Origin of the sequence: Butyrivibrio sp., assembly GCF_017940685.1 — a bacterium.
Lineage (GTDB): Bacteria > Bacillota > Clostridia > Lachnospirales > Lachnospiraceae > Butyrivibrio.
Genome location: NZ_JAGAYD010000012.1, coordinates 23,520 through 36,755 on the forward strand (window position 1 = coordinate 23,520; position 13,236 = coordinate 36,755).

The 13,236-nt window shown below is 43.5% G+C and carries 6 protein-coding genes; 3 read left to right on the plus strand and 3 right to left on the minus strand.

The genetic code is table 11. The annotated features are described in order from the left end of the window. Positions 1-54: 54 nt before the first annotated feature. The 3 genes from J6I68_RS00750 to J6I68_RS00760 are packed head-to-tail and all read left to right on the plus strand — an operon-like array spanning position 55 to position 2,473. Positions 55-627 carry an indolepyruvate oxidoreductase subunit beta gene (locus tag J6I68_RS00750; RefSeq protein ID WP_292216393.1) on the plus strand — a complete coding sequence of 191 codons (573 nt, stop codon included), beginning with the start codon at positions 55-57 and terminating at the stop codon, positions 625-627. 59 nt (positions 628-686) lie between these two features. Continuing rightward, positions 687-1,988: a phenylacetate--CoA ligase family protein gene (locus J6I68_RS00755; RefSeq protein WP_292216395.1), complete on the plus strand. Its 1,302-nt coding sequence runs from the start codon at positions 687-689 to the stop codon at positions 1,986-1,988. 50 nt (positions 1,989-2,038) lie between these two features. Then, positions 2,039-2,473: an ACT domain-containing protein gene (locus J6I68_RS00760; RefSeq protein WP_292216397.1), complete on the plus strand. Its 435-nt coding sequence runs from the start codon at positions 2,039-2,041 to the stop codon at positions 2,471-2,473. A gap of 86 nt (positions 2,474-2,559) precedes the next feature. On the opposite strand, the gene J6I68_RS00765 is transcribed toward J6I68_RS00760, so the two are convergent. From J6I68_RS00765 to J6I68_RS00775, 3 genes are all read right to left on the minus strand, one after another. Further along, the gene (locus J6I68_RS00765) at positions 2,560-11,328 is read right to left on the minus strand and encodes a hypothetical protein (protein WP_292216399.1); all 8,769 of its coding nucleotides are present in this window, start codon (positions 11,326-11,328) and stop codon (positions 2,560-2,562) included. Further along, positions 11,325-12,206 carry a hypothetical protein gene (locus J6I68_RS00770; RefSeq protein WP_292216400.1) on the minus strand — a complete coding sequence of 294 codons (882 nt, stop codon included), beginning with the start codon at positions 12,204-12,206 and terminating at the stop codon, positions 11,325-11,327. The genes J6I68_RS00765 and J6I68_RS00770 overlap by 4 nt, the downstream gene beginning before the upstream one ends. Before the next feature lie 193 nt (positions 12,207-12,399). After that, positions 12,400-13,236: hypothetical protein (locus tag J6I68_RS00775; RefSeq protein ID WP_292216402.1), on the minus strand; the 837-nt coding region annotated here is incomplete at its 5' end.

Below are 13,236 nucleotides of genomic sequence, written 5' to 3' on the forward strand. Positions count from 1 at the left end.
TTAACGAGGTATTTTCGAGTTTAGTGCAGCGGGACAAGAATAAGGAGAAGAAAAATGAATACCAAAAATATCATGATCGTGGGCGTTGGCGGACAGGGCTCACTTCTTGCAAGTAAACTCCTTGGACATCTCTTAATGAGCCAGGGCTATGACGTAAAGGTTTCAGAAGTACACGGAATGAGCCAGAGAGGCGGATCAGTTGTCACATACGTAAGATACGGCGACAAGGTCTTTTCACCAGTCATCGACAAGGGACAAGCCGACTACATCGTATCCTTTGAGCTCCTTGAGGCTGCAAGGTGGCTTCCATTCCTTAAAAAGGACGGACAGATCGTTACCAACACTCAGCAGATCGATCCAATGCCAGTTATCACCGGAGCTGCAGAGTATCCAGAAAATCTTGTTGAAAAGCTTAAGGCTACAGGTGCCAAGGTTGATGCCCTTGACTGTCTGTCACTTGCTGAGCAGGCAGGCAGCTCCAAAGCAGTAAACATCGTGCTCCTTGGCCGACTCTCCCACTACTTTGACCTTCCGGAAGAAGCATGGATGAAATCCCTTGAAGCAAACGTACCTGCCAAGTTCCTTGATATGAACAAGAAAGCCTTCGAGCTTGGCAAAAACAACTAAGCTATAAGCGATATTTAAAACATATGGCGATGCCACCCAGTAAAAGGAGGAGAAAAACTATGGAGCAGTATTTTCAACCGGAGATTGAATGTGCCCCAGTGGAAAAAATTAAGGAAATCCAGTCTGAGAAGCTTGTTAAACAGGTAAAGCATGTCTGGGATAACGTACCTCACTACCGCAAAAAGATGGAGGAGAAGGGCGTAACTCCTGATGACATCAAGTCTGTTGATGATCTTCACAAGCTCCCGTTTTTATCCAAGGCTGACCTTAGAGAGACCTATCCAAAGGGACTTCTTGCTGTTCCTCAGGATCAGGTCGTAAGGATCCACTCCACTTCAGGAACCACAGGAAAAAGAGTCATCGCCTACTATACACAGCATGACATTGATCTCTGGGAGGACTGCTGCGCAAGAGCTATCATGGCAGCCGGCGGAACCAAGGAAGATGTCTGCCAGATATCTTACGGCTTTGGACTTTTCACCGGTGGCGCAGGCCTTAACGGCGGATCCCACAAGGTTGGCTGTATGACTGTTCCTATCAGCTCCGGTAACACAGACCGTCAGATCATGTTCATAAACGACCTTCAGGCTACTATCCTTTGCTGCACTCCTAGCTATGCTGCATATCTTGGCGAGCGCATGCAGGAAATGGGCTATGGTCCTGATGATATTCCATTAAAGGCAGGTATCTTCGGAGCCGAGGCCTGGAGTGAAGAGATGAGACACTCCATCGAAAAGACCATGGGCATCAAGGCCTTTGATATCTATGGACTTACAGAGCTCTCAGGTCCTGGTGTTGCCTTTGAGTGCAGCGAGCAAAAGGGCATGCACGTAAACGAAGACCACTTCATCGTCGAGATAATTGACCCTGAAACCGAGGAAGTCCTTCCTGAAGGAAGCCAGGGCGAGCTGGTATTTACTGCTGTTGATAAAGAAGCCTTCCCTATGATCAGATACCGCACAAGAGATATCTGCAAAGTCACAAGAGAAAAGTGCTCCTGCGGAAGAACTCTTATCAGAATGGCTAAGCCTATGGGAAGAAGCGACGACATGCTCATCATCCGTGGTGTAAACGTATTCCCAAGCGAAATAGAGACAGTTCTTTTAAACAACGGTTATGCAGCTAACTACCAGATAGTTGTTGACCGTGTAAACAACACTGATACCCTTGACGTTCAGGTTGAGATGACTCCTGAGATGTTCAACGATAACCTTGGTGAAGTTGAGGCAAGGCAGAACAAGCTCTCAGCAGACCTTAAGTCAATGCTTGGCATCAAGGCCAAGGTATCTCTCCTTGCTCCTAAGTCCATCACAAGGTCTGAGGGTAAGGCAGTCAGAGTTATCGACAAGCGTAAGATTTGATGTGATATAATATTATATCCACCAACAACATTATTCACAGGAGGATAACCATGAGCGTACAGCAGATATCCGTCTTTTTGGAAAATAAACCCGGAACCCTCAAGAAAATGACAGGGGTTCTTGCAGAACACAAAATAGATATGAGAGCTACATCCCTTGCAGAGACCAAGGACTTTGGAATCGCAAGACTCATCGTTGATGACGCCATCAGCGCCGTAAACACCCTTAAAGAGCACGACTTCGTAGCAAGCCTTACACCAGTTCTTGCTATCGAGATTCCTGACGAAGCCGGCGGTCTTGACAAGCTCCTTGAGATCTTCGCCGCAGCGGAAGTAAACATTGAATATATGTATGCCTTCCCAGGTGGAAAAGACACTGACAAGGCCGTAATGATCTTCCGCGTAGCCGACACTAAGGCAGCCGAAGCAAGGCTTCTTGGAAAGGGCGCTAAGATCCTTACCCAGGAAGAGATTTCAAATATCTAACAATCACACGGGAAGCCACGGGGACGGTTCTTTTGGCTGGTTTATTTTTCAAAACCAGCCAAAAGAACCGTCCCCGTGGCTTGTTTTCACCTGATATCCTGGCCCATGAGTCTGTTGTAAACTCTCTGGGCTGTTTCGTTGTCCTGCTTACCAACAGCGTCTTTGCAGCCTATAGCTGCAAGCAGAAGTGATGCTCTAAGGAACTGTTTTGCATCAACGCCGAAAGGACTTGCACACTGAAGCAGTGTCTGAACGATGTGCCATCCTACAAAGGAGGCCTGCTCACTAAAGTCCTTAAAGCCGTAGGCCTTCCTGAAGAGCTCGGCATTGCTCATTTCGCCCATGAACTCTGTCTCTTTCTTTTCAAGCTCACAGCCATCCATGATGTCTCTTGATCCCGTATTTTTTCTGCCGGTCTGGTCGCTTATGATCTTGTTTACGTTGTCGCCCCTGAGTTTCTTTATCTCTTCACCTAAAGGTCCGTTATCTGCAAAATACTTATCCATCACAACCTTATCAGTTACCACACTGGTGATGAAGCGTGCAGTTTCAAGTGTCTCCTGGATGATCATCCTGATACCGCCAACAAAGAAGTTAGTGACAGCCTGAATACCGATGCTACTGCCAGAAAGGACGTTGACGCAGGCAGTTGCAGTTTCAATGATATCCCTGGCGTTGGCTCCAGTTCCTGCAGCAGTTGAAACCTCCTGCAATATCCATTCCTTGTTGAGCTGGTTGTCCTTTGTAACAAGCTGCTGTTCCTTGGTCTGGCGCTTCTTGCCTTCTTCCATGCGTTTCTCAGTCTGCTTCTTTAGCTCTTCCTCATTCTCCACAGGCTTACGGATTTCTTTTATACCCTTGGCATCAAGATAGATGTTGTAGATTCCCATAAGTCCGTTGGCTGTCTGCTCAAGGCTCTCACCGCCTATTGCAAAGCCGGTCTGAACAGCCTGGCCGACCACCTGAAGCACTGCAGATGTGGACTTGGTCACTGTACCACCGATTTCAGCATATCCAAGATAATCAGTTGCAGTATTCTTGGTAATTCCAGGCTTAACAATTCCGGTGCTCAGCATCTTGTTTCTCATCTGAGGGCTAAGGCAAGCCATCATGATTCTCTGACCTACTGCATAACCTGGGATTGCCCCTTCAAGCTCTGCCCGGACTCTTCTGCCAATGAACCTTGTGAGTCTGTTGCCTGAGCGGTACAGATTCTTTCTAAGGAACTTGTAATTGTACATGAAACGTCCGTACTCATCTACATTACCGGTAGCACGGTAGTTTTCTGCTTCGCCTACAAATGTCTTTCTCTCGCCTTCGGTTCTTCTTACAAACTTAAGGGCATTTGCAAACAGTCCCCAGTCAATGCCAGTTTTTCTATCAGCACCAATGTATGCCCAGTTAAAGATCTTTTTCCCTACCATAAGGTCCACAAAATCTTTCTTCTTCTGTGGATTTCTCTTATCGGAAACCTGTGTTGAAACCAGTGACTGCATGGCTTCATGGATATCCTGCTGATTGGTGGCCAGGATATTTTTAGCTCCCGGTACAGACAGGTGCTCAATGTAGTAATCCGCCAGCTTGTCCCTTCCAGCTTCATTTACATACTTGTCTTCATTCATGCCAATGGCAGTAGAGATATTGTTGTCGGTAGAAACATCCAGTATATCTCTATGCTTAAGAGCGTGAACTACCAGCATCTGCTCATTGTCGGACATTCCATAGAATGCAGAAATAAGCGGCATGGCCTCCTTTGGATTCTTCTTGGCCTCTCTGACAAGAAAGTCCTTAAAGTAATCAAACTGGTTGAAGTCCTTCTCCTTAAACTTACTGTCAATTTCATTATAAAGAACTGCAGCCTCTTTGTTAGGAGCTGATTTGTCTGTGGTGTGACTCACAGTCTGTCTGCAAACCTGGATCTTTAAGTTCTCAGCCTCAATTTCATCGACCATATCCATGGCTCTTTCAAGGAGCTTCCAATCAATCTTGGTAGCACGCTTAAGTGCACCTTTAGCAAAGCTTTCTGCCGAAACACCGGTCTGACTTAGATCTATGCTATCCTTGAGCTGGAAGCTAAAAAGCGTAGCTGCTGCCTTTGCATACATAGGGTTATCCACAGATGTGCACAGCTGTGCGATCATATTCTTGTCCATACCTTCAGAGCTTGAAAGAGATTCTTTTAGGGCATTCCTCTTCTCCTCATTTACAAATGGGACTCCGCGGAGCATAAGCGCATCCCACTTGCCGTCATTAGTGGTATAGTCAACTACTGTTCTATCCTGAAGGATATGGAGCAGCATGTACATCTGTGTGTCGTTGTACTTACCAAGCTTCTTTGAAATCTTGCCCACAGACTCATCAATCTTCATCTCTGAATCTGCATATTTAGTAAAGAACTCCTTGAAGGATTTGGCGCCATAGAAAGCTCCTGTATCCAGAGCATCCTGAACGATCTTGTACTCCCCGGGCTTTCCTGCAAGCTCTCTTCCGATCTCAGCGGTGTATCTTCCATCTGAGAGTCTTGCATCCTTAGGCATAACTTCCAGCTTCTTGCTTATGCAGTACTTTGTGTAAGTCATTGCCTTGTCAAAGATAGTCTTGGAAACTCTGCGAAGACCTGTCTTTCTGTCAGTTTTAAGGAGCTTACTCATAACAAGGCTGTAATCGATCTTAGGAGCAAAGTCCTTGCCATAGATATAGGAAGCCAGCTGCTCCTGGAGCTCTACCTCTTTGCTGATCTGCTTATCCCTGTCAACCATTACAGAGTTAGAAGTAAGCTTATTGGAATCCAAAAGTCCCATTTCAGGGAATGTAAGAACCAGTGCAAAGACCTTCTGCTCCTCGCAGGTAAGGTTGTTATATTCATTTATAAGCTCCTTCCTGCCGGTAAGGGCGATCTCTTTTTCAACATCAGCCCTTGTATAAGTTACAGAAGAGTTCATCTTCTCTGCAGCCGTAACACTATTACTTGAAACATGCTGCATAAGAGCCTTTGAGTCAGGAAGATAGGTAAGGGCGACCTTTTGGGTGCTCTCTTTTGAAAGAGTTCCCTCTGCCTTGACCTGATCACCAACAAGCTTATCTACAGCGTCATTTATGCTATCTGTGAACTTCTTGATATCAAGCTTTCCATCTTCGCTTATGTTTTCAAAGATATCCTTCTTTAAGTAATCAAAAAGTCCAAGCCTTACGCCCAGGTCTTTACTTACCTGTTCTATCTTTTGGCAGCAGATATCTGCAAGTTCAAAGTACTGTTTCTTTTCCCTGCAGATTTCATGGAAGTCCTCTTTGCTCATGGTAAAGCGAGCCATGTTCATCTCTTCCATGAACTCGTCATACTCACGTTTTGCCAAAAGAGATTTTGGCTTAGCTATATCAAGTGCTTCATTCCTAAGCTTAAGCTCATCCAGTATCTCTTTTACGTCGCCTTCGTTTGTGCCATCTAATGGAAGCTCTTTTCTTATGGCATTCTGAGCAAAGGCAAATACAACTGCCTTCTTGATCTCATCTTCAGATAGTCCCCCATGGGCGCGCAGGGCACCGTCAAGGGTAAGTAGCCTTTTCTTGTCTGCTGTGATATAGTCAGATAGTTTCTTTTCCTCAACCTTACCATAGGCAATAACTCTCTCTGCAAGAAGTCCTTTTATGAATTCAGGATCTGCCTTGCCATAGTTATCGCTTAAATGGATATATACAAAATCTGCCGCATTATCGATAGCCTTTTGTGTGACAAGTTTTGGATCTGCATTATATGCGAAAAGACCTATTGTGCCCAGGGACTGCTTCTTTTCAACAAACTCGTTGTACTTCTCTTCCTTATTTCTCTGAAGGAGTCTTCCCTCGCCCTTTCTTATCTCAATACCAAGACGGATCTTCTCTTTTGTATCAAGCACAGTCCTGTCGCCATAGATGTCTTTATTTCTGTCAAGGCCAAGGGCTTCCTTGTACTTTTTCAGGTTATCAAGGAATGAATGTCTGAACTCACTTTCATTAAGCAGGTACGCCTTCGGATTCATGATCTGCATCAGAAGACTGTAGTCTGCAAAGACCTTATCTTCCTCTGTGATCTCCCTCTTTGCATCAAGATCACTTAAGATCTTCGTAGAGCTCATAAGCTCTTTTTTCTGCTTGACCGCTCCGCCTAATGTGAATACATTAGCTGCCTCTTTGTACAGATCATCATTTTCTTTGACACTTGTGTAGGCCTTATTTTTCTGGGCTTTGTCATAGATGACCATCATGGTCTCATCCAGATACTGCATGTTCTTTTTGTACTGGTCTTCTATCTTTTTAACAGCTTCAAACATATCGTCTTCACTGTACAAAAGCGCGAAGGAAGCAGGATCTGCACCAAGGATGTAGGTCAGCTTCATAAGAAGGGTGCCAGAAGCCATTGATTTATCAATGCCCGCTGAGCACATCCTTCCCTGGACATTGTTAAGTATGTCTCTTACGCTCTTTCCATTTATTTCCTTGAGATAGAATCCGTCATGGTAGTTCTTTATAGAGGTGTACCACTGATCCTTGTCCCAGCTCTTCCTGCCCTTGAAGGACTGCCAGTTCTCCATGACATACTGCTCGTTAATGGGCATGGATCCTCTGAAGTCATTACTGGACATAACATCAAGGCCCACACCGATCTCTGCATCCAGCTGCTTCATGAATTCTTCAAACTCGCTGTCGGTGGTGGTCATGATCTTCTTATAGACCTCAGGATCCTTCATCATCTGGTCTCTTACAACCTTGAACTTGCCATCCTGTCTTTTTCTGGGATCCCCATAATTATCGATGTAATCTCTTCTTCGTAAGTAGAGCTTTCCGATCTCCTCACTTTCTTTGCGCGCCTTAACGCACTTATCGTCGCTGCCATAGATGTCCATAAGCCTCTGGGAAAGATCAAGAAGGTCTTCAACTCCATATTTTCTGACGTTTTCTTCTCTGTCTTTCTTGTTGTGAGTGACCTTAAGTCCCGCAATTACAGGTTTTAACTTGTTAAGGATCTTACTAACTTCCTCGGTTTTAAGGTCCTGTCCCTGTAAAATAGCAGTAAGCTGCTGTCTCTTGATTATTAAGTCTCTACTCTTTTCTACAATATCTGCGTAGTACTGATCATCTCCAGAATCAAGGAATGCCTTCTCTCCGACGCCGCCTGCTCCAAAGTACTCTTTGCCGCAGCCAAACAAAAGCAATTCGCCCATACAGTCAGCCATTTCAAGCTTCGTTGATGAAGAATCTGCTGCTATGACATTGGCAAATATTGCCTTCACTGCAAAAAGAGTCTCAAGATCCATCTCCTGGATTCCATGATCTTTTCCGAGGTATGTACTAAGCTCTTTTTCAGAGTTCTTATCAATAACCCACTTAGCAGCCCCTGTACCTTCCTCATATTTTTTGGTGATCTTCATTTCTTTAATGAAAGTACCAAAATCCCTGATCCTGTCTTTAACTTTATCAGCCGGAACCTCTTTTAAAGTAGCAAGGAACTTCTGGATAAGCTTGGTGAATCTATCCTCATGCTCAGGGTGCAGCCCAGGCGCAATCTGGGTCTCATCGCTCTTTGCCAAGTTCTTCCAGAAGGTCTCGGCAAAGTTGATCCTCTTGATCCTCGCCACCTGATTCACCTGTTTGCCCTGAATATTCAGGTAATTGAATTTAAGGTAAGTGTTGTTAGGATCAAAGTCTGTTGCCAACATAGCATCAAGGCGCATTCTGTTGACACTTTCCTCTCCGGCCATGACCTTTGTATGCTCTTCTTTCCTCTGTCTAAAGAGCTCTGGAGTCATCTGAAGAGTGAGAAAGTCCTTCATAAGCTTTTTCTTAAGGCCATATACGCCGCAAAACTTCCAGTCGTCTAAAAGAAGACCATCTGCAGCCTTATCATCCTTGATGCTTCCAACTGCCGACAGGCTAAGCTTAATATCAGCAAAGAACTGCGCATAATCCACAACTCCAAGATTTGCAAGCTGCTCTATACTCTTAACTCCCTCAAGGTATGGATACCTTGCGTGAAGAAGACTCTTTTCATCAAGGAGTTCTTCCTTTAAGACCTCCATAAAGAGCTCTTTATCTTCCTTGACCTTAAGGGCATTTTTGAGGACAGCATTTTTAAAAATGTGATCCTCAATATCCTGATTTATGACAGGCTGTTTGAAGTCTACGGTAATGACAGGGTTGTTCTTAAGTCCATCCAGGAATTCATTTCTCGTAACAAGGGTGGCATTATAATCATCAAGGGCTGCAAAATCCCCATCATTAAAAAGGCTTTCACGCTGTTTGGTTGTAGCCTTTATCTGCTCATCTATAGACTTTTTGACTTTCTTCTCGATCTCAGCAGTTTTTTTCTCAAGATTTTTTGCAGAGTACTTGTCAGCTCCATAAAGATCCTTAAGCTCATCAAGCCATATATCTTCAAAACTGGTTTCAATATCATTCCACTGCTCTTTTGTCAGCTTTGTTTCAGCAGCAGCCTTCTCTAAGATTTTCGCAACATTACTGTTATAAAGCTTTTTAATATTGGCAAGGACATTGTCGGTCTTTTTATCTACCTCATCCCACTTCTTGTTGTACTCCTCTGAAGTTTTAAATCCCTGTGGCCTCAGGTAGTACTCTTTGTTTTCATCATTCTTATTGACCAGGGAAGCAACTCTGTTCTCAATCTTACTGCTAAGTCTTCCTGCAAGATTTGTCTTATTAAACTTCTTATCCCATGCCCTCTGAATAGAAGCTGCATGGCCATCATAGTTCATCATATTGTCGATGGTGTACTCAACAATATCTTCTGCGATCAGGTTGTAGCCAAGAAGGTATTCTCCACCCATTGACTTAACGATACTTCTTTTAAGCAGTGCTTTTGCAGTATCGCAGACTCCCATCATGCTGATCTTTTTGTCAATGATAGCTATGTTGCTGATGACAGTAGCTTTGATCTTTGCAAGGGACTCCTTAAAGCTCTTATCACTAATTCCATAGTTTTCTGATCTTGTAAAGATTCCGGAAGCTTTTTTTGTCAAAAGAGCCTGTATATCATTGTTGGCCCACAAACTCTCAAGGGACCTGGCATCGGTAAAGAATGTTATACCAAGAGCCTCGTTTATGGTCTTCATTATGGCCTTCTGTCTGTTCTTTATAGCGTAGAACTCCGGGGCATCAAAGATGTCTTGAAGGACATTGTTATCCTTAAGAAGGTCTCTGAAATTTATGCCTGGCTTAAGGAGCATTCCAAATCTCTCGCTCTTTACCTTTTCGATAAAGAAATCTCTCATCTTTGGAACATAGCAGAAATGCTCCCCTACAGAAGTCTTGGGAAGCTCATCCTTAAGCTGCAGAAGGTTATGATGCAGATTGTCATTAATACTTATGAGATATCGCTTTATCTCAGTGCCGCTTTGATGATAAAGATCAGGATCTGCCTTCATTATTTCCAAAACCTTATCAGCATATTCCTTATCCCCAATTACCCAGGGCTTTTGCTTCATGTCCTTTGTGTCTACTGCCTTGACGCTGCGGATATCATTCTTGATGAGGACTTCCCACTGCTTGTAAACCTCCTCCGGATCGGCCTCTTTTTCCCCGATCATAGACTTCTTGACATCCACTGCAATGGTCTGTGCGTTTTTTGCAAGACGCACATTGATATTGAGATTATGCTCAGCCAATTGCTCTTTAGTAGCTGTCTTTTTAAAGATCTCAAGTCTGTTCTTTGCAATCTCTGCAGCATAAACAGTGGTCATATCACGCATGTTACGGATATTGACCATAAGGTCAGAATTTAAAATATCAAAGTTCCTGATATCCCTTTCTTTATCTTTTCCATCGTTGTACTTGTTTATTCCATCAAACGCGTCGTATCCTGCAAATCTGTTAAGAGATTCATAGTACACCTTGGAAACGGAAGCCATCAGCAGGATATAGGCCTCATTTGCGTGGGCCTTTGGATCAAACTCATCTTTGACTCCCACAAAAAGATCATTGTCTATATCCAGGATGTAGCCAAGCTCCTGTGGAACAGGTATGCTAAGCTTATTTGCAACATCAAGAACCTGCTGTGCATATTTCCTGATATCCTCATAACGGCTTGCACCAAGGTCCTCTACTGTGATCTTGCCAGTTTCTTTGTCCTGTACATTTTTTGTAAAAGGATTCTCGCTGTATTTAAGAATGCTCTTAAACAAAGCTGCAATATCCTTAATGTCTGTCTTGTTCTCAAAATTAAAATCTTTTACATCAGTTTCAAGTTTGAGCAGCGAGTCGCTTTCGTAGAGAAGTACCTTGTCAGCACTTGACATGGTCTCATTGTAGGCATCCAAAATATCGATCATTGAGTGCTTCGTGAGACTTTCGTTTACTTTTCCAAGCATTTCTGCACTGTCATCTGCTATCTGTCCCGCATATTGTTCCTTAGCATACTCAGCATCCTGCATGGCATAAATCTCTTTAGCCAATTTAAAATCCTGGAATTTTTTAAGCCTGGCATTGTGGATCTTAAGTTCCTTCTCAGCTTTACTAATTCTGCCCTTCTGCTTTTTTGTCCATTTGGACCTTGCAAAGGTCTTCTTACAGCCCTTCAAATGAGCCGGCATCTTTGTAAGCTCAGCCCTTTCCTTGTTAAGGCGCAGAGTAGGAAGATTTTCATAGGTCCAGCCATCTTCTTTGCTAAGATCCATATCCTTGATATGGCCATAATCAATAATGTCCTCCTGCCTGAGACCGGACTTAACTGCCTTATTATTTAAAAGCTTGGACTCATCCAGGATTTTAGTCTGATCAGTAATGTTCGAAGAAACGCTGTTCTTTTTTTGATTCAGAACTTTGTCGGTTTTATTTGTTTTGATTGCTCGCAAGTTTCTATCGATCATACTCTTACCTCTTTAATGATTTCTTTTACCTTCAGCTGCTCAAGATATTTACCAAGATTAAATTCCGCAGCTGCCATAATAAGCTTTGCTGTCTCCGGCTCGTCGAAGAATGAATCCATTACCTTCTCAAGCTTTTCATTTGCTGCCACAAAGGAAATGCACTTTGGCGGGTTCATGCTCTGACTGGCATTTTCAACTGCAAAGGAAAGGAACCTTCGAAGGATCGTTGGATCATCAGTATCTGTGAAAAGATGTGTTACCTGGACCTCATTCTGTCCCTGGTCCCTGTCAGCAAGAAGAAGCGCTTCAAGCTTGCCCTCCTCATTAAGGGCTGCAACACTTAGCTCCACGCTGGCTTCACTTACATCCCTTACAGTTATGTCTATATCTTTGATCTGTCTGATATCATCTAAAACAGCACTTATCCCGCTGGCCAGATTGACCATTCTTCCGCTGTAGCTTCCGCTTTTTTTCGACGCAAGCTTCTTGTGTACTGTATCAAACGGCAAGCGGCACTCACGAAAATGGCGAAGACTTATATCAAACCCGTGGTCCGAAAAGAGCCTGCTCAGCTCCCATCCATGATCACCGTTATATTCAAACACCGCTGTGAGCATACTGGAGGGTTCCGATTTTGGAATATACTGATCAAGATAGAGCTCAAGCATTATATCTCCGTATCCGTGTCCCTGATAAAGACTTGGTACCATGAAAAAAGATATCTCGCTGATACCATCGCTTTCCGTTATCTCCATAAATCCCTTGTACTGCCCTTCATCACTAAGGCCATACCAAAAGATGTTTTCCCCTTCCTCAGGCATATCTGCCGGCATGTTGTTTATCTGTGCTTCAAACAACGATATCTGCTTAAGTTCCATGTTTTCCTCCTTAAAAGTCATGGCCAAGACACGGGGACGGTTCTCTTGACTTATTGCACGCAATGAGTCAAGAGAACCGTCCCCATGTCTTGTTTGCTCTTGACTCCATACATTTCAATTATACGATTTATAAAAGAAAAAAGCAGAGAAAACCGTGTGGTTTTCTCCGCTTTTAAGAATATTTAATACTTTTTTAATCAACTGCATTGATACTGAAGAGATCGTTCAGAACTGGATCTGCCTGACCATTCTGCTGTTTTTCAATCTCTTTCTTTGCCTTCTCCTTTTGCCTGCACTCTTCGAGGTATTCTTCCTCTCTGGACACAACGTATGCCCGTAACATTTCGAAGATGTTTTCAGCATCAAAGAATCTCTCAGTGTACTTTGCAAACTGGCCTTTATAAGACTTGATGACCATAAGCTCGTCGCTTGAGTATTGCTTAAGAACTAAACTAATATTCTTTGAGCCTTGATTTACCAGGACCTTATCATATACATCCGCAAGAATTATCAATTCTCTAAGGTTTGCAAGTGTCTTGGCCTCTGCTTGCTGTTTTCTCTTTTCCAGGAATTCCGTATTGCTGCGGCCATATTTCCTAAGCTTAAGCTTTTCTTCGTCTGTAAGTCCATTGAGCATGAATTCCACATCGTCCTTGATCTTTGATTTCTTCTTCTTTGCAAGGATGGCATCAAATGTTTTATGGATCTGCGTAGGCATTGCTGCATCTTCTCTGTCAAGCATCGTCTGCCTTGTTTCCAATGCTTTATACTCCTTGAGATAATCACCGCTCTTTATATACTCCTGCTTAGCATTGAAAAGCTGGATTGCATTCTCTCTGGCCTGGGTGCTTACTTCCTTACCCATTTCCAGGGCATCGCTCTTGGACATATTCGCTTTGCCCTCTTTAGATCTTGTTATCTCAGCAAGTGACTCGTCATAGATATTAGCATTTACAAGACTTCCGTCGATCTTAATTCCATTCTTTAAGAGATAAGCACTAAACAGATCAAAGTATGTAGAAACCATAAA

Bases quoted from the DNA above. Each gene is read 5' to 3' on its own strand.
- J6I68_RS00750 (WP_292216393.1), top strand. From the start codon at position 55: ATGAATACCAAAAATATCATGATCGTGGGCGTTGGCGGACAGGGCTCA.
- J6I68_RS00755 (WP_292216395.1), top strand. From the start codon at position 687: ATGGAGCAGTATTTTCAACCGGAGATTGAATGTGCCCCAGTGGAAAAA.
- J6I68_RS00760 (WP_292216397.1), top strand. From the start codon at position 2,039: ATGAGCGTACAGCAGATATCCGTCTTTTTGGAAAATAAACCCGGAACC.
- J6I68_RS00765 (WP_292216399.1), bottom strand. From the start codon at position 11,328: ATGATCGATAGAAACTTGCGAGCAATCAAAACAAATAAAACCGACAAA.
- J6I68_RS00770 (WP_292216400.1), bottom strand. From the start codon at position 12,206: ATGGAACTTAAGCAGATATCGTTGTTTGAAGCACAGATAAACAACATG.